General features: G+C 68.2%; 15 protein-coding genes and 1 pseudogene. 12 read left to right on the top strand and 4 right to left on the bottom strand.

Annotated elements, in window-relative coordinates:
* The first annotated feature begins 93 nt into the window (after positions 1–93).
* The 5 genes from OG504_RS42750 to OG504_RS42770 are packed head-to-tail and all read left to right on the top strand — an operon-like array spanning position 94 to position 5557.
* On the top strand, positions 94–1251 hold the full coding sequence (locus tag OG504_RS42750) for an ABC transporter substrate-binding protein (protein ID WP_405994573.1): 1158 nt from the start codon (positions 94–96) through the stop codon (positions 1249–1251).
* On the top strand, positions 1248–2147 hold the full coding sequence (locus tag OG504_RS42755) for an ABC transporter permease (protein WP_405994574.1): 900 nt from the start codon (positions 1248–1250) through the stop codon (positions 2145–2147). Before OG504_RS42750 ends, OG504_RS42755 begins: the two co-directional genes overlap by 4 nt.
* The gene (locus OG504_RS42760) at positions 2132–2950 is read left to right on the top strand and encodes an ABC transporter permease subunit (RefSeq protein WP_363096577.1); all 819 of its coding nucleotides are present in this window, start codon (positions 2132–2134) and stop codon (positions 2948–2950) included. Before OG504_RS42755 ends, OG504_RS42760 begins: the two co-directional genes overlap by 16 nt.
* 3 nt (positions 2951–2953) lie before the next feature.
* Entirely contained in the window at positions 2954–4033 is a 1080-nt protein-coding gene (locus OG504_RS42765) for an ABC transporter ATP-binding protein (RefSeq protein ID WP_405994575.1), read from the top strand.
* 42 nt (positions 4034–4075) lie between these two features.
* Positions 4076–5557, top strand: coding sequence for an HAD-IA family hydrolase (locus OG504_RS42770; protein ID WP_405994576.1), 1482 nt, complete (start codon positions 4076–4078; stop codon positions 5555–5557).
* Positions 5558–5685: 128 nt separating this feature from the next.
* On the opposite strand, the gene OG504_RS42775 is transcribed toward OG504_RS42770, so the two are convergent.
* Positions 5686–6561 carry a DUF1963 domain-containing protein gene (locus tag OG504_RS42775; protein WP_405994577.1) on the bottom strand — a complete coding sequence of 292 codons (876 nt, stop codon included), beginning with the start codon at positions 6559–6561 and terminating at the stop codon, positions 5686–5688.
* Between the two features lie 223 nt (positions 6562–6784).
* On the opposite strand from OG504_RS42775, the gene OG504_RS42780 reads away from it, so the two are divergent.
* Entirely contained in the window at positions 6785–7573 is a 789-nt protein-coding gene (locus OG504_RS42780) for a carbon-nitrogen hydrolase family protein (protein WP_405994578.1), read from the top strand.
* A gap of 51 nt (positions 7574–7624) precedes the next feature.
* Positions 7625–9322, top strand: coding sequence for a flavin monoamine oxidase family protein (locus OG504_RS42785; RefSeq protein ID WP_405994579.1), 1698 nt, complete (start codon positions 7625–7627; stop codon positions 9320–9322).
* Between the two features lie 7 nt (positions 9323–9329).
* Here the strand turns inward: OG504_RS42785 and OG504_RS42790 are convergent, their stop codons facing one another.
* Positions 9330–10259 carry an LLM class F420-dependent oxidoreductase gene (locus OG504_RS42790; RefSeq protein WP_405994580.1) on the bottom strand — a complete coding sequence of 310 codons (930 nt, stop codon included), beginning with the start codon at positions 10257–10259 and terminating at the stop codon, positions 9330–9332.
* A 95-nt stretch (positions 10260–10354) separates the two neighbouring features.
* Positions 10355–10732, bottom strand: a pseudogene (locus OG504_RS42795) (DUF5995 family protein); the annotation flags it as partial.
* Between the two features lie 20 nt (positions 10733–10752).
* Here OG504_RS42795 and OG504_RS42800 point away from each other — a divergent pair.
* From OG504_RS42800 to OG504_RS42820, 5 genes are all read left to right on the top strand, one after another.
* Positions 10753–12333 (top strand): recombinase family protein, encoded by a 1581-nt coding sequence (locus tag OG504_RS42800; RefSeq protein WP_405994581.1) that lies wholly within the window; start codon positions 10753–10755, stop codon positions 12331–12333.
* 737 nt (positions 12334–13070) lie between these two features.
* Complete coding sequence (locus tag OG504_RS42805) at positions 13071–13487, top strand: hypothetical protein (RefSeq protein WP_405994582.1); 417 nt, start codon at positions 13071–13073, stop codon at positions 13485–13487.
* A gap of 1378 nt (positions 13488–14865) precedes the next feature.
* Positions 14866–15840, top strand: coding sequence for a hypothetical protein (locus OG504_RS42810; protein WP_405994583.1), 975 nt, complete (start codon positions 14866–14868; stop codon positions 15838–15840).
* A gap of 8 nt (positions 15841–15848) precedes the next feature.
* Entirely contained in the window at positions 15849–16202 is a 354-nt protein-coding gene (locus OG504_RS42815) for a hypothetical protein (protein WP_405994584.1), read from the top strand.
* Positions 16199–16465 (top strand): hypothetical protein, encoded by a 267-nt coding sequence (locus OG504_RS42820; protein WP_405994585.1) that lies wholly within the window; start codon positions 16199–16201, stop codon positions 16463–16465. Before OG504_RS42815 ends, OG504_RS42820 begins: the two co-directional genes overlap by 4 nt.
* A 2-nt stretch (positions 16466–16467) precedes the next feature.
* On the opposite strand, the gene OG504_RS42825 is transcribed toward OG504_RS42820, so the two are convergent.
* Positions 16468–16647, bottom strand: coding sequence for a hypothetical protein (locus tag OG504_RS42825; RefSeq protein WP_405994586.1), 180 nt, complete (start codon positions 16645–16647; stop codon positions 16468–16470).
* Positions 16648–18020 lie beyond the last annotated feature (1373 nt).

The following is an 18020-nucleotide window of genomic DNA, read 5'->3' on the forward strand; positions in this document are numbered from 1 at the left end:
GAACAAGACACCATCGCCGGGCGTACTGAGGCCAACTTGTTCAGACAAGTTCTCCGCTCTGCTCTAACCCTCGTGCGCACCCCTGGAGAGACCGTGACCGTGTCCCCGCCGAGAAACGCCGTCCTGGGTGGATCCCTCGCCGTCGTCGCCGCGCTCGCCCTCAGCGCCTGCGGCGCCGCCCCGACCAACTCGTCGACCACCGCCGACGGCAAGAACGCCGCCACCGCCACCTCCGTCGCCGACTTCGGCGGCATGGATGCCCTGGTGAAGGCGGCCAAGAAGGAGGGCACGCTGCACGCCATCGCGCTGCCCCGCGACTGGGCCAACTACGGTGCCCTCATCGACGGTTTCACCAAGAAGTACGGCATCAAGATCACGGACGAGAACCCGGACGGTTCCAGCCAGGACGAGATCAACGCCGTCACCTCCCGCAAGGGCCAGGACCGTGCGCCCGACGTCCTCGACCTCGGTTCCTCCTTCGCGCTGAGCGCCGCCCAGCAGGGCCTGCTCGCGCCGTACAAGGTCGCCTCCTTCGACCAGATCCCCGAGGGCCAGAAGGACCCGAAGGGGCAGTGGTTCAACGACTACGGCGGCTACATCTCCATCGGCTGCGACGCCAAGCGCGTCAAGACCTGCCCGACCACCTTCGCGGACCTGCTGAAGCCGCAGTACAAGGGTCAGGTCGCCCTCAACGGCAACCCCACCAAGTCGGGTTCGGCCTTCGGTGGCGTGTACGCGGCGGCGCTCGCCAACAAGGGCTCCTTCGACGACATCCAGCCCGGCCTGGACTTCTTCGCCAAGCTGAAGAAGAACGGCAACTACACGCCCGTCGAGTCCACCCCGGCCACCGTCGAGAAGGGTGAGACCCCCATCTCCATCGACTGGGACTACCTCAACGCCGGTTACGCCGACGAGTTCAAGTCCAAGGGCGTCGACTGGAAGGTCTCCATCCCGAGCGACGGCCAGTACGCCCAGTACTACTCGCAGGCCATCAACAAGGACGCCCCGCACCCGGCGGCCGCCCGCCTGTGGCAGGAGTACCTGTACAGCGCCGAGGGCCAGAACCTGTGGCTCAAGGGGTACGCGCGCCCGGCGCTCATGACCTCCATGGAGTCTGCCGGCACCCTCGACAAGACCGCCGCCGCCAAGCTCCCCAAGGTCACCGGCACGCCGTCCTTCCCGACCGAGGCCCAGCAGAGCAAGGCCAAGACGGTCATCGCGTCCGGCTGGGCGAAGGCCGTCTCCGGATGACGGCCACGCTCACGCGGGCCGATGTGGTCGCCGCCGCTTCCTCGAAGCGGCGGCGCCGTGTCCCCGGCTGGATCGCCGTGGTCCCGCTGCTCGTGTTCGTCGCGGTCGCCTTCGGGGTGCCCGCCGTCGCGATGCTGAACGGCGCCTTCACCGTCAAGAACCAGACGACGGGCGCCACTTCGTACAGCACCGCCAACCTGACCGAGTCACTCAAGGGCGCCTACCTCACCGCGCTGATCGGCAGCGTCAAGCTGTCCGCGCTCTCGGCCGCCCTCGGTACCCTGCTCGGGCTGCCGCTCGCGCAGGTCGTCGTCACCTCCCGCTTCCGCGCGCTGCGCGAGGCCGTGCTCACCGCGTCCGGCGTTCTCGCGAACTTCGGCGGTGTCCCGCTGGCCTTCGCGTTCGTCGCCACCCTCGGCAACGCCGGTGTCCTGACGACCCACTTGGGCCTCAAGGACAAGGGCTGGGACCTCTACAGCTTCTCCGGCCTGGTCCTCGTCTACCTCTACTTCCTCATCCCGCTGATGGTCCTCACCATCACCCCCGCCCTGGAGGGCCTGCGCACCCAGTGGCGCGAGGCCGCGCAGAACAACGGCGCCACCGGCGTGCAGTACTGGCGCCACGTCGCCCTGCCCGTGCTGCTGCCCTCGCTGCTCGGCGGGTTCGTCCTCCTCTTCGGCAGCGCCTTCGCCGCTTACGCCACCGCCGCGGCCATGGTGGGCAGTTCGATCCCGCTGGTCACCCTGCAGATCGCCGACGCCATCTCCGGCAATGTGCTCGTGGGCCAGGAGAACGTGGCCCTCGCCCTCAGCCTCGACATGGTCCTGATCGCGGGCCTGGTCATGGCCGTGTACCTGCCCCTGCAACGACGGAGCGCGCGATGGCTGGACGCCTGAACCTCTGGCGGTGGGTCGTCCTCGGCCTCGCCGCCCTGTACTTCCTGGTCCCGCTCGCCGCGTCGGTGATCTTCACGGTCGACGTGCCGGGGGAGGGCGTCACCTTCGACGCCTACACCCAGATCGTCTCCGCCGACGGCTTCACCTCCAGCCTGGTGCTCTCGCTGGAACTCGCCGCCGCCACCATCGCGGTCGTCCTGCTCCTGATGGTCCCGGCCATGGTCGCGCTACGGCTCGGCGCGCCCCGCCTGCGGCCCGTCGTCGAGGTGATCTGCTCACTGCCGCTGGTGGTACCGCCGATCGCGTTCGTCGCCGGTATCGCCACCGTCCTCAAGTGGGGCCCCGACTACCTCTCGCGCACCCCGCTGTTCGAGACCTTCGTCGCCATCCAGAACCCGAGCTTCCCGTTCATCCTCGTCCTCGCGTACGTCGTGATGGCGCTGCCGTTCGTGTACCGGGCGCTGGACTCCGGGCTGCGGGCCATCGACGTGAAGACCCTCGTCGAGGCCGCCCGCAGCTGCGGCGCGAACTGGCCGCAGGCGCTCGTGCGGACCGTACTGCCCAATCTGCGCGGGGCGTTGCTCAACGCGTCCTTTCTGACCCTGGCGCTGGTGCTCGGCGAGTTCACCGTGGCCCAGCTGCTCGGCTTCCAGCCCTTCGCCGTGTGGATCTACAGCGTCGGCGGGTCCAACGCCCAGCTCTCCGTCGCCGTCTCCGTGCTCAGCCTGGTCGTCACCTGGGCACTCCTCCTCACGCTCGCCGGTGTCGGCGGACGTGACAAAACCGCTTCGTCCCGGGGATGAACCATGACCGCCACCACGCTTGAGAAGACCACGACGGACAACGCCGCCACCGTCGAATTCCGGGGCCTGCGCCGGGAGTTCGGCCCCACGGTCGCCCTCGACGGACTCGACCTGACCGTCCGGCCCGGCGAGTTCCTGGCCCTGCTCGGCCCTTCCGGCTGCGGCAAGACCACCGCCCTGCGCATGCTCGCCGGCTTCGAACACCCCACCTCCGGCGAGGTGTTGGTCGACGGCAAGGACGTCACCGACGTCCCCGCCCATCGCCGTGACGCCGGGATGGTCTTCCAGTCGTACAGCCTCTTCCCGCATCTCAACGCGCTCGACAACGTCGCCTTCGGCCTGCGCATGCGCAAGGTGCGTACGGCCGAACGGCGGTCCCGTGCGGCCGAGTTGCTCGACCTCGTCGGGCTCGGCGACAAGGGCGAGCGCTTCCCGCACCAGCTCTCCGGCGGCCAGCAGCAGCGCGTCGCCCTGGCCCGCGCGCTCGCCCTGCGCCCGCGCGTCCTGCTCCTGGACGAGCCGCTGTCGGCACTCGACGCCAAGGTACGGCTGTCCCTGCGCGAGGAGATCCGCCGCCTCCAGCAGGAACTCGGCATCACCACCCTCTTCGTGACGCACGATCAGGAAGAGGCACTGTCCATAGCCGACCGGGTCGCCGTGATGCGCGCCGGAAAGCTCGAACAGTGCGCCGCCCCGGCCGAGCTGTACGGCCGGCCCACGACCGCGTTCGTCGCCGAGTTCGTCGGCACGATGAGTCGCCTCCCGGGGCATCTCACCGACGGGGTCGTCGAGGTGCTCGGCCAGCGGCTGCCGGTCGACGGCGAGGCACCGGCCGGACCCGAGGTCGACGTGCTCGTACGCCCCGAGGCGATCCACGTGCACGCCGACGCCGCCGGTGACGCGCGGGTCGTCGCCACCGCCTTCCTCGGCTCGGTCGTCCGCCTCACCGTGCAGCTCGCCGACTCCACCGAGGTCAAGGCCGACCTGCCCGCGCACGAGGCAGCGGGGCTGGGCGCCGGCGTCGCCGTACGGGTGTCGCTGCCGGAACGGCCGGTCCTCGTGGCAGAACGCGTCAACCCGTAGGGCCCAACGGCCCGTAGTGCACCCGTACCGAAAGAGAGAAACGTGACCCCCCACACCCAACTCCCGCTCCAGGCCGTCCTGTTCGACATGGACGGAACGCTCGTCGACACCGAGCGGCTGTGGTGCGAGGCGGTGGAGCAGGTCGCGGGCAGGACCCTGACGGACGCGGACCAGCCGGAGGTGCTCGGCCGCCCGGTCGAGCACACCGCCGCCTGGCTCGCCACGAGCACGAACACGGGCGCGTCGGCGGCGGACCTCGCGGTCGAACTCCACCGGGAGTTCGCCGCCCGCGTCCGCACCGGCATCGTGCCCCGCCCCGGCGCGCTCGCCCTGCTCGACGCCCTCGCCCGTGACGGCGTCCCCACGGCGCTCGTCACCGCGTCCCCCCGCGCGGTCGCCGACACCGTCCTCGACGCCCTCGGCGCGAGCCGCTTCGCGGTCTCCGTCACCGCCGACGACACCGGGCTCACCAAGCCCGCCCCCGACCCCTACCTCGCCGCGTGCCGCGCCCTCGGCGTCGACCCGGCGGCCTGCGTGGCCGTCGAGGACACCCAGACCGGCGTCAGCTCCGCCGAGGCGGCCGGCTGCGCGGTCCTCGCGGTCCCGTCGCTGGCCCCGATCGACGCGGCTCCCGGCCGGACCGTACGGGACAGTCTCGTCGGGGTCACCCCGGCGGCCCTGCGCGCGATGGTGACGCGTGAACAGCCGTACGAGCTACGCGTGTTGACCTGGAACCTCTGGCTCGGCGGCAGCAAGGTCGACGACCACCGGACCAAGCAGCTGAAGGCCATCGCGGAGACCGGCGCGGACGTCGTCGGCCTCCAGGAGACCGGCGGTACGGCGGCGGAGGAACTGGCCGAGGCGCTCGGCTGGCACCACCACCGGGCCGGCGAGAACCTCGGCGTCATCAGTCGCCATCCGATCACCGCCCGCTTCGGTGACCCGGACGTCGGCTTCTACGGCGCGGCCGGGGTGCGCATCGCCGTAGGGGAGGGGCGGGAGGTCGATCTTTGGACCTGCCATCTCGACTACACGCCCTACGGCCCCTACGAGTTCGCCTACGACGGGCTCCCGGCCGCCGACCTGATCGCCCACGAGGGCGTCCGGCTCGCGCAGATGCGGGATGCCCTTGGCCGGATCGCGGAGGTGGGCGACGATGCCGTTCCCGTTGTGCTCGTCGGTGACTTCAACAGCCCTTCGCATCTGGACTGGCCGGGTGTGGAGTGGCCTGTGACGAAGGCGGCGGCGGATGCGGGGTTGCGGGACTCGTACCGGGAGGTCCACCCGGACCCGGTTGCTGAGCCCGGGCACACCTGGTCGCCGATCCATCCTGTGAACGAGGACGGCAGTGGGCGTGCCGAGCCGCAGGACCGGATCGACTATGTCCTGCACCGGGGGCTGACCGTGCTGGACTCCCGGACGTTCGTGGTCGGCACGCCTAGCCCGTGGCCGGATGTGTCTGGTAACTGCTGGCCGTCGGACCATGCGGCTGTTCTCACGGTGTTTGGGGTGCCCCGGCGTTAGTCCTCCGGTCGAAGGGTTGTGTGTCGGCTGCGGGTTTGTTGTGGCTGGGCGCGCCCGCGCGGCGGAGCCGCAAATCGACACAGCCCCGCGCCCCTACGGGGCGCCCTGCCGGACCCGCGTATGACCCGTCAGGGGTTCCAGAAGAAGGAGACGTGTGCGCGGTCGAAGCGGCGGGCGGCCAGGTCCCGGCGCGGGATCACCCAGTGCAGGGTGGCGCCCTCGCGGCCGGTGAGGCCTATGTCCCACTGGGCGAGCAGGGTCCACTCCTCGGGGGCGGGCAGTTCTGCGGCGTCGGCCCGGTGGCGGCGGGCCTGTTCCGCCTCCGTCGCGGCGTCCGTGACCGGGTCCGTCTCCGTGCACTCGTGGGAGGCGTACCCGCCGATGTGCAGCGGGCCGTCGACGACGATGTCGCCGTACGTCTCGTCCCACACCTCGGCCAGGTCCCAGGCGCGGGGATGGCCGGGGAGCGTGACGGTCTCGTCGCCGCCCTCCGGGGACGGGACCAGGAAGTGGTACGGCAGGGAGACATCGGGCGCCAGCCGCAGCTCCTCCCGCGGGAACTGCTCGTAGATCGCGAGCGTGTCGGTGTCGTCGAACTGGTCCCCCTCCTCGCCGTGGACGCAGGCGTACTTCGTGTTCCGTTCCTCGACGGGTGTCCCCTCGGGGATGTAAACGACCTCGCCGGCCGTACCGCCGTAGTACGTCATCTCGGGGAAGCCGAAGAGCAACAGGCGGCCGTCAGGCGGCAGTTGGAGGCCGGTCGTCTCCTCGGGCAGGGCCGCGCAGTCGAGGGTGGCGAGTAACGGGAACCAGGGGTCGGGGGCGTCGGCGGGCAGCAGCAGCGGGCCGCCGAACCTGCCGACGACCGGGCCGTCCCCGCCGGTGACGAGGGTCCCGGAGGGACGCGCGGCGGCGATCCACCGCTCGACGTCCTCGGGCGGTATCCCGCGCCCCAGTGCTTCCTCGCGGAAGGGTGCGAGCCGGTTGATCAGGTCGGGATTCATGGGCGGAAACCTACGCCCGGGGTCTGACAACCGGTTCGCCGCACCCGTACCACCCGCACCCACCAGGCACGCAACGAATCGCCGCCCCACCCCGCCCGCACGCAACAAACCGCTCACCGGCGCGCAACAGCTCCTTCTTGTCCGGCCCAGTCCCTCGGCCGTACCGTCTAGGTGGGCCCCGATAGGTGGCTCTTCAACCTTTTCGTACCGGTGAGGACCACACATGCGCACCGCCCTCCTCCAGAGCTCCGGCCGCCCCGGTTCCGTCGTCGAGAACCTCAAGGTCCTCGACGAGGCCGCGGGCCGGGCCGCGGCCGGCGGTGCCGCGCTGCTCGCCGCGCCGGAGATGTTCCTCACCGGATACGCGATCGGCGACGACATCGGCCGCCTCGCCGAGCCCGCCGACGGCGACTCCGCGGACGCCGTCGCCGAGATCGCCGGCCGGCACGGACTCGCCATCGCCTACGGCTACCCCGAGCGCGACGGCGAGGCCGTGTACAACTCCGCCCAGCTGATCTCCGCCGACGGCACCCGCCTCGCCAACTACCGCAAGACCCACCTCTTCGGCGACTTCGAGCGCGCCCACTTCACCCCGGGCGAAGAGCCGGTCGTCCAGGCCGAGTTGAACGGCATCCGGATCGGCCTGATGATCTGCTACGACGTCGAGTTCCCGGAGCCCGTTCGCGCCCACGCCCTCGCCGGCACCGACCTGCTCCTCGTCCCGACGGCGAACATGCACCCGTTCCAGTTCGTCGCCGAGTCCCTGGTCCCGGTGCGCGCCTGGGAGAACCAGATGTACGTGGCGTACATCAACCGCATCGGCCAGGAAGGGGAGTTCGACTTCTTCGGCCTCTCCACGCTCGCCGGCCCCGACGGAGTCGCCCGCACCCGCGCCGGCCGCGGCGAAGAACTCCTGTTCGCGGATCTGGACCCCGAGTTCCTCGCCGACTCCCGTGCGGCGAACCCGTATCTGACGGACCGTCGCCCCGGTCTCTACGGGTCCCTCGGCTGAACTCCCCTGACTTTCCTGCCCTGTTCTGTATTTGCTAGGAGTCCGTACCCCATGACGTCCACGGTGCCCAACGCCGTCCAGCACGCCGACGAGCGGCAGCCGCCGATCACCATGTTCGGGCCGGACTTCCCGTACGCGTACGACGACTTCCTCGCCCACCCGGCGGGCCTCGGCCAGATACCCGCGACCGGGCACGGCACCGAAGTCGCGGTGATCGGCGGCGGGTTGTCCGGCATCGTGGCCGCCTACGAACTGATGAAGATGGGCCTCAAGCCCGTCGTCTACGAGGCCGATCAGATCGGTGGGCGCTTGCGGACCGTCGGCTTCGACGGCTGCGACCCGTCGCTGACCGCCGAGATGGGCGCGATGCGCTTCCCGCCCTCCTCCACCGCTCTCCAGCACTACATCGACCTGGTCGGACTCGAGACCCGGCCGTTCCCCAACCCCCTTGCGGAGGCGACTCCTTCGACGGTCGTCGACCTCAAGGGCGAGTCGCACTACGCGACCACCGTCGACGACCTCCCGCAGGTCTACCGCGACGTGATGCACGCCTGGAACGCCTGCCTCGAAGAGGGCGCCGACTTCTCCGACATGAACCGCGCCATGCGCGAACGCGACGTCCCGCGCATCCGCGAGATCTGGTCGAAGCTCGTCGAGAAACTCGACAACCAGACCTTCTACGGCTTCCTCTGCGACTCCGAGTCCTTCAAGTCCTTCCGGCACCGCGAGATCTTCGGCCAGGTCGGCTTCGGAACGGGCGGCTGGGACACCGACTTCCCCAACTCGATCCTCGAGATCCTGCGCGTCGTCTACACCGAGGCCGACGACCACCACCGCGGCATCGTCGGCGGCTCCCAGCAACTCCCGCTCCGCCTCTGGGACCGCGAGCCCCAGAAGATCGTCCACTGGCCCCACGGCACCTCGCTCGCGTCCCTGCACGTGGGCGGCGAACCCCGCCCCGCCGTGACCCGGCTGCACCGCACCGCCGGCAACGGGATCACGGTGACGGACGCGAACGGCGACATCCGCACCTACCAGGCGGCGATCTTCACCGCCCAGTCCTGGATGCTGCTCTCGAAGATCGCCTGCGACGACTCGCTCTTCCCGATCGACCACTGGACCGCGATCGAGCGCACCCACTACATGGAGTCCTCGAAGCTGTTCGTCCCCGTCGACCGGCCGTTCTGGCTGGACAAGGACGAGGAGACCGGCCGGGACGTCATGTCGATGACCCTCACCGACCGTATGACGCGCGGGACTTACCTCCTCGACGACGGCCCGGACAAGCCGGCCGTCATCTGCCTCTCGTACACGTGGTGCGACGACAGCCTCAAGTGGCTGCCGCTGTCCGCGAACGAGCGGATGGAGGTCATGCTGAAGTCGCTCGGCGAGATCTACCCGAAGGTCGACATCAGGAAGCACGTCATCGGCAACCCGGTGACCGTCTCCTGGGAGAACGAGCCCTACTTCATGGGCGCGTTCAAGGCCAACCTGCCCGGCCACTACCGCTACCAGCGGCGCCTGTTCACCCACTTCATGCAGGATCGGCTGCCCGCCGACAAGCGGGGCGTCTTCCTCGCCGGCGACGACATCTCCTGGACGGCCGGCTGGGCCGAGGGCGCCGTCCAGACCGCGCTGAACGCGGTCTGGGGCGTCATGCACCAACTCGGGGGAGCGACCGACCCGACGAACCCCGGGCCCGGGGACGTCTACGACGAGATCGCACCGGTCGAACTGCCGGAGGACTGACGGGAGTTCAGATCCCGGCTGCCCGCGCCTTCTCGTACACCTCGGCGGCGACGTCCTTGAGCTCTTGGGCGTCCCGCGGAGTGGTCTGGAGGTCGACCAGGATCTCCTCCAGGCCGAGCGCCGCGTGTGCCGCCAGGTCCTCGACGATCTGGTCGGCGCTGCCCTGGAAGGGCTGGCGGTCGGGTCCGTCATAGGGCTTGGCGGTGTGCACGGCGTTGGCCCGCACGACCTTCTGGATCGGTTCCGTGCGGCCGCGTTCGGCCGCCAGGTCCTGCAACTCCTGCCACTCGGCGGCCAGTTGCTCGGCGCCCATGGCCACCGGAATCCAGCCGTCGGCGTGGTCCACCAGCCGCCGCTGGGCCTTCTTGCCGCTCGCGGCCAGCAGGATCGGGATCGGTCGGGCGGGCTTGGGACCGACCACCGCGGAGGCGATCTTCGTCAGTCGGCCGTCGTACTTCACCGGGTCCGGGCCCCACACCGCCCGGCACACCTCGATCAGTTCGTCGAGCACACGGCCGCGCTCCTCGAATGGCCGGATGCCTGCGGCCGCGTACTCGTCGAGCGACCAGCCGGTGCCCAGGCCCGCGACCACCCGGCCACCGCTCGCCGCGTCCAACGAGGCCAGGGCCTTGGCCAGTTGGAAGGGAATGCGCAGCGGCGCCACCAGCACACTGGTGCCCAGCCGTGCCCGCTCGGTGGCCCCGGCGGCGAGGGTGAGTGTGACCAGGGGCTCGGCCACGTTCCGGTACACGTCCGGCCAGGCGAGGCCCTCGATGTTGTAAAGGCCCTGGGTGGCGGGCTCCGGGAAGAGGGCACGCTCGAAGACCCACAGGCTTTCGTAGCCGATCTCCTCGGCTCTGCGGGCCACGTCGGGAACGTCCGTGCCGATGGAATACTGCCGCATCTGGGGGAGGCTGAGGCCGAGCCGAGTCGTCATTCCGGTGCTCCTTCGCAGTCGGGTGCGTGCCGTCAACGCAAGGCGATCACAAGGAGATTCCGAAGGGGGCCGGGCGTCGATCGGATCAGGCCACCTCAGCCGGACAGCGGGGTGAGCAGCATCCGGCCCGCCAGCCCCACAGCCGCGTCCAGCCGTTCGGTGAACTCCTCGGCGACATCGGGCAGTCCGCGCAGCGCCCACAGGGCCCGCGCTGCCGTCCAGGTCGCCTCCCGGGCGCGCTCCAGGCTCCACGAGCCGAGCAGATGGGTGAGCGGGTCGGCGATCTGGAACAGGTCGGGCCCCGGCATCAGCTCCTCGCGGATGCGCTCCTCCAGCGACACGAGGAGATCGCCCACACGGTCGAACTCGTCCTCCAGCTCGGCCGGTTCGCAGTCCAGCGTGCGACAGGCGTCCACGACGGCGAGCGCCAGATCGTGGCCGATGTGGGCGTTGATGCCGGACAGGGCGAACTTACCGGAGTAGCATCACAGCCATGACGCTCCCTGTACCGCGCCAAGCGCTGGCTCCTCGCCACGCTCCACGGATCGTCGGCGCAATCCGGCTCAGCCGCCACCACGACTCATCCACGTCTCCTGAAGTGCAAGAGGAGATGATCACGCTCGCAGCACACCGGGTAGGCGGTGCCATAGTCGGGTGGGCAAAGGATATCGACGTATCGGCGCTCAAGACGTCCCCTTGGGAGCGTGAGGAGCTGTCCCGTTGGCTCGAACATCCCGACGAGTGGGACGTGCTGATCTGGCAACGCATGGACCGAGCCGTCCGGAGCATGGCGGACATGGCCAACTTGGGGCGCTTTGCCAAGCAGCACGGCAAGCGACTTGTCTTCGCCTCCGGCCCTGGAGGTGACATGCTAGAGCTGGACTTCAGCTCAGCAATGTCGGAACTCATCATGTTGATTCTGGCATTTGCTGCGCAGCTTGAGGGGCAGACCATCACGGAGCGGAATCAGGGTGCGGCTGCACGCCTTCAATCCCTTGGGAGATGGGCGGGAGGGCCCGTTCCTTACGGCTTCATGCCTGTGCGGAAGACATTTCCTGACGGGAATGAAGGATGGTGGCTAGGAGAGCACGCGGAGACCGCGGACGTTCGGCGTCAAGCCATTGCGCGGACTATCGCGCATAAGTCGTACAGCTCGACAACGGAATGGCTTTCGACGTCCGGCGCGGTAACTCCGGCTAATCACCGGGCTCGCCTGGCTGGCCGCGCCGAGGATCCCGAAAGCCGGTGGAGTAGTACGGTCGTCAGATCGATGATGATTTCCGATCTGAACAGGGGGCACCTCGTTACACGGGACGGCACTACCGTCCGGAATGCCGACGGAAGTCCCGTACTCCAGGGGGACGCTTTGATCAGCGACGAGACGAGTAGAGCACTCAAAGAGGCAACGGTGGCTATGGCAGTGGAGGTTCTTCAAGCTCCTCGTCGCCGAGACGCTCACGAACTACTCGGGGTACTGGTGTGCCACGACTGTGTGAACAACATGCACACGGGTTCCCGGACGATGCCCGACGGGACGCGCGCGGATGTGTTCCGCTGCAACAGTGACCGACACGGCAAGGGAACGCCGAAGCCGACAGTCACCAAAGCGACCACGCTCGCGTGGGTGCACGCGGAGTTCGTCGAGCGGTTCGGCTTCATGCGCCGCACTCAGATCGTGCGCACCGCCGGCGTCGACCATCGCCCGGAGATTGCGGAGCTGGAGGAGAACCTCCACGAGTTGAACGGTCGCTTCCCCCGGATGCGCGGAGCTGCGGCCGACCTGGTGGAGAGCCAAATGAACGGGATCTCTGATCGCCTGGCGTCGCTCCAGGCTCTTCCTATCGAGCCACCCCGGATTCAGGTTGTCGAGCTGGATACGACGTGGGGCGACGCCTTCATAGACGCCACTGACGAAGGGAAGCGACAGATCATGCTCGACATGGGGGTCCGGGTCACCGTCGGGCCGCCCACTGGTTGGCGCCGGCCTGTCGAGGAGCGTTTGGTCATGACCATCGAACGAGACGACCCGGTACGCGATGAGCTTGACGACGTCGCAGCTCAAGAACTGTTGTAGACCCAGCAACAGCAGAGAGCCCCCGTCAGTTGACGGGGGCTCAGTCGTGTCATCGGTGGGCCCACCAGGCTAAGCCAGTGCCCGCGGCTGTGGTCGGAAGCGCTAGGAGCCATGTAGGTACGCGCTGCACAGTGAGACGAATTCCCCCAATCCGCAGGTCAATGGCGGGTTTCGTGAGGGTGGAAGCTACGGCGCCTGGACGACGCTTCTCGGTGGGCATACCAACAGAGTGTGAGGTCATTCGCGCTTCGGCTGAAGTCGAAAGGCGTTGCGCTCTTACAACGTCTGCATAGGGGCGCTGGCGAAATTCTCACAACTTCTATACTTTCGAAGGGTCACCGTGACCCTTCTGTTACTCACTCTCGTGCGACGGCTGTTGATGCTCCTGCGGGACTTCGCTCCATGGTCCCGCAGGGGGGCGCTCAGGGGGCTTGGCGCCTGGCCGGCGGCAGTAGTGCGCGACGAATCGCCGCAGGACGTCTGATCGGTCTGTGTCATCGGGTACGGCGTCCCCGAACGCTTTCCACAGCTCCGCGTCGATACGGAAGCGGCTGATTGGTGTCTTCGGTTGGTTGGGCACAGGAAGACGGTAACAGGGGTGTAGCCACACCGAAGGGTTGCGGTGTGGCTACACCTCTGCCTAAGGTGTAGCCACACCCCGACGCAAGCATGACGAAGGGCCCGCGGAATCTTGGCGGACGCAGCGGGCCCTTCGTTCCATTACTGGAGGTCTCAGCATGGCACGGAACACGATCCTCGTCGTCGGCAACACCACCACTCCCGCGGACCTGGAAGACCTGACGGCCTTCGCCTTCGATGTGGCCGACCGCATCCAACTCCCCGCGGAGGTCGCTACGTCCATGGCGTACGACGTCACCGCCTACGCCGGCGTTGTCCTCTATGACACGTGGCTCGACTCCGTCCCGAGTGCCGTTCTGGGCACGGAGGCACTGGAGGCGGACATGTTCGCGATCGGTGCCGACGAGCTGTACGCCTACGAGCCCACGAAGACCTGCGGCCACTGCGGGGAGGTCGACGACGAGGCGGCTCCGGTCCTCCGCGGCAACACGTGGACCGTGAGCGTCTGCCCGTCCTGCGTCGCCGAAGCTGCCCGCGTTGCCCTTCCTGGCGCCCCGCTGGTGGCCGCCGCATGAGCGCCGAAGTGCAGGCACTCCGCGCCCTCCTGGAGGCTGTGTACGAGGCGCTGACGATGACGTCGACGACCGACGGCTTGTCGAGCGCGCGATGTTGGTCCGCGTCACGGTCCGAGGGGTACTGCACGACGAGGACCCGCCAGACATCGCGTGGGATGTCGACTACCTCCGCCGGAAACTGGCGGAAGAGGAAGCGCACGCAAAGTAGCTACACACCGTGACCGATACGGGGCGCCTCCGGGAAACCGGGGAGCGCCCCCGTCGCGTTCCGGCGCCTCGTCGACATCCTCCATGCCGGCGCCCAACTCTGTGGCGTACGCAAGCACTTCAGGAGCGAATGCGCAGCGTTACGGATTTCCGCCTAGTCGTCACACTGCGTCTACCGTGGGGCTGTTCTGGGTGCCAAAATGACAAACTAACCCCTAACTTCACTTCTCTCTAAGGCGCGTTAAGAGAGAAAGGAAAATGGCAGTTAGTTTGGCGATTTGGACCTCACTCTGTCCGCGGCCCCTCGTCGACGCCGCGCGCGGAGGCTGACGGAGGCGGTGGGACGGACGAGGCCCGAGAAGGCCTCTGTGTGCCCGCTGAAGAGCCTGCCGCCGCGGGCATGGGCAACGAGTCCGCCGAACGCGTCAGTCGCGCACAGGGCGCCCTCCGTGCCGCCTGGCGAGTTGTCACGCACGGTGACGGAGCCGCAAACCTCAAACGTAAAGCTACCGCAAAGAGTTTTTGTAGCTTTTCGAGTAGTCGCAGGTCGTGATCAATTCAAGATCGCTAACGCGTCACCCTTACCCCATAACAGTAGTAGGAGGAGATTCCGCGAGCTGTGGGCTGCGGCTCTTCCTGCAAGCTGCGTCGCTGCTGCTCCTCCTCTCGCGCAGCGACGCTAGGTCGGTGGCGTTGAGCCTCGTCCGTGTCGAGCCGCCGTACTCTCCTCCGGTCGCGCTCCTCGTCGACGTGCTCCGCCACCGACCTTCAAATTTTCGGGCGCTGCCTCCGGGTGGCGCCCTTTTCATTTGCCATCCATTCGCCAGACGGACAGAACGGAGGACGCCATGTCGATGTGCGACGTCCCCACACCGAAACAGGATCAGCCGTGCCCCGTGTGCCGGCGCCAACTCCCGCGGACCGTCGACCACTTCCAGCGTGACGCGCTCGGCAGGCAGGGGCTTAGGCGACGTTGCCGGGACTGCTGCAACGCGGCTGAGCGTGCCCGCTACGCGGCGTCGGCCGACGCCATCCGTGCCCGTGTGCGGCAGCGACGTGCGGAGCGTGCGGAGTTGCTCCGGGACACCCCGCAATGGCGCCCTACGCCACACCACCAGGCCACTGACCAACTCGGGTCAGTGGCCTTTCTTGTAAGCCCTGAGAGGACTTCATGACCCCCAATCCCAATCCCAATCCCGAACTCGTCGCGGCACTCGCGACCGTCCCCGACATCGCGCGGACGGAGGCGTTGCTGGACGACGCAAAGAAGCGACTGCGCGAGCATCCCGCCGGTTTGTCACCTGACCGGGCGCGGGAATCCGTGATCAACGACGCTGTGGTCAAGTTCCAGAGCACAGGCACATGGCCGGCGGGCATCGGAACAGGCGCAGCGACGGCGTACACGACGGCGCTGGAGTGGGAGGCGGAGAGGCTCGCCCGTCAGCAGGCGAAGGACTCAACGGAACTCCTCGCCTACGACACGCGGCAGTTGCTCGCCTCTGACGCCCTGGAGTTCCTGGGGACTCGCCTCAGCGACGTCCTGAGCGCCGCCAGGGAGGCCGCGGAGACGCTCGGCGATGCACGCACGGCAGAGGACGCCATCAGAGCCGGAGGCGCCGTTGTAGCGGCGTGGGGAAGCCTTCAGGGGCTCGTCGAAGACCTGGCCAACATCCGCGCCGCACAGTGGACGTTGCTTCTCCCGCCCGTGCCTCCGCGGGGCATCGTCTCCGACCTTGACGGCGATGAGCGCCGGGAGATCAGGAAGTGGAGGGCGCAGGGCTACGGCGAGGTCGGAGCCCCGCTCGACGACCTGCCCGCCTTTGTCCGCGCCGCCACCGCCACCGGACGGTACTCCGCGCCCGTACTCCTGTGGCTCGCGAACGCCGATGCGGCCCATGTGCCGACGTCTTACGACGATATCCACCGCTACGCCGGCGTAGCAGATCTGATCGACGTCACCTCAGGCGCTGACGGACGCATCGAAGACCTCAGCCCGAGCGTGACCCCCGAGCCTGCGCCCGTGCCGTCGAAGGTGTTCGCGCACAGCTCCACGCCGCACCTGGACAGCTCGCAGCCCGCTCCCGCGCAGCCCAAGCCCACCGCGTCCGTGAGCGACCCCAAGCCGCCTAACTTCAACCGCTTCTAGGAGCACTCATGACCGAGCAGACCCCCGAGCAGCCGCATCCCGCGGTGCTCGAACTCGCCCGACTCCGCGCCGGACTCACCGCGGGGCTCACCGTCGAACAGTCCGCGCGCCTCCAGGGCGCCACTGACGAAGAACTGACGGCCGACGCAACGGCTTTCGCCGCAGAGCTGGGAACGGCCAACTCCGTTGCGCCCGTGCCCCGTTCAGGCGGGAGCCGTGGCCCCGACGTCGCCACGCCGACAGGCGTTGCGGCTGGCGCAGCGCTCTACGCCGATCGCCACCCGCAGGCGGTAGAGCGCCCCGCAGTGACGGACGGGCGGAACCCGTTCGCTACCCGCACCTACAGCATGGAGTCCCGATGACCGGCTACCCCACAACCCACACGCTGATGGGTGACGAGTACCTGTCTGCCATCCGTGAACAGGCCATCGCGCTGAACGGCACGTCCGTGAGCGTCAACCTGATCGGAGGGCAGACGCTCGCCGGCACCCTGACGTACGTCACCGAGACCCTGTCCGGCTGGCCGGCGGGCGGGAATCAGTGGCCCAACGCGCTGACTGTGACCGTGTCGACGAAGGTGCACAAGGTGCGGCTCGACCACGTCAGTTCGCTGGGCCAGGGCTGACGTCAGCGGCGCCAGAACCTCCAGAACTCGGCAAGCGCACGGATGATCTCCGGTCTCTCGTTGGCCGCTGAGCCCCACAGGCTGAGCGGCAGAGAGACGAGGACGATCAGGAACAGTACTGCCACGAGTGCCACGACCAACCACGGCGCAGCCATGGCGAGTTCACCCAGCACGGACCACACGACAAGCTCTCCTCGGCAACGGTGTTCGCCTGTCGCGTGGAGGAGCGCGAGCAACCTCAACGACGACAGGTGTCCTGTCGGAACGCGCCGGCCGCGGAGCGCGCTGCACCGTTGCGGTGCATGTCGTTGAGGTCTCTGTGCGGAGACCTTGCGTCAAGGGGGTATTTCTGACAGCGCATCACGCGCCATCGTTGTGCGGCCACTGAACGCACTTCACGTGCGTCCGCCACCCGCCCATCTCGGACGAGGCAACTTCCTTGTCAGACCTCTACCTGAGGCCGTCCCAGTTTGCGCACTCTGGGTAGTGGCTTTGACCATCACGGTCTCCGCAGGAGTCCATCACGGTCTCCTCGCCATCAGGCTAGCAGCCATCCCAACTCGCATGCCGTGCGTCGTGTGGGACTGGACGAGAATGGACGATGCCGTCGACGTTGAGACGCTGCTGCGAGCCTCCAAGACCGACGCTGCACGACGGTGACGATCACGCTCGTCCCAAGCCGCTTGGAGATCAAGGGTGAGCTTGCCGACGGTGATCGTCGCGAGCCCCGCGCCGGCTTCGCTGCGAAGATCGACTAGCCCGGACCCAGGGGGTGACCCCCTCCAGGAGAATCTGCCGATCGTAAAGGTGCTGGGCCTCGCTGTCTGTACGGGTCTGGGGGATGCCGTCCAGGCGTCCACAGGCGCCCCCATAGCGGCCCCTGAGCCCCTCTCAGAGGCCATTCCGCGCGACGGACGAGGCGGATCGTGGGCGTCAGACGATCAAGCGGTAGCCGGAAGATCCAACTCTTACCACCATAAACCGCAGGTCAGAGGCTTAAAAGCGTAACGGCCCCGAGGAGTCTCCTCGGGGCTTCGGCATGTTCGAAGCGATGAGGAGCACGATGCCCACCCCCGAACTTCAGTGTGTGCGCAACGGCTGCACCCTGCCGCGCAGTGTCCGCGAGATTCCCGACGGCCGACGTCGCCCACGGAAGCATTGCAGTCACGCATGCCTCGTCTGGGAGGCGAGAGCGCGCCGCGTGGCGGATTCCGGCGACGCAGAGGAAGCGGCAGCGCTGTTGGCGCTCGCGCGGCGACTGGACGCACGCACCCACCCCGGTCAGACCGTGCCAGGCGCACTCAGGGATCCCCGTAAGGCTGCCTGACGCGCGCAGCCCATAGACCGAATTCCAAGCCCTTAGCGGACGCGCTAGGGGCTTTTTCTATGCCCGAAACGAGTACTCATGACAGACGAAAATACCTGCGCGCGGGACGGCTGCAACTTTCACGTTGAGCTAGTGATGATCGGCGATACGCCGTTTCCCGCCGTTTACTGCGGAGATGCCTGCGCTGACGCCGAATGGCTTCGCAGAGCCCTGGAAAGCTCCGAGCCG

It is taken from the genome of Streptomyces sp. NBC_00986 (assembly GCF_045162565.1).
Taxonomy (GTDB): domain Bacteria; phylum Actinomycetota; class Actinomycetes; order Streptomycetales; family Streptomycetaceae; genus Streptomyces.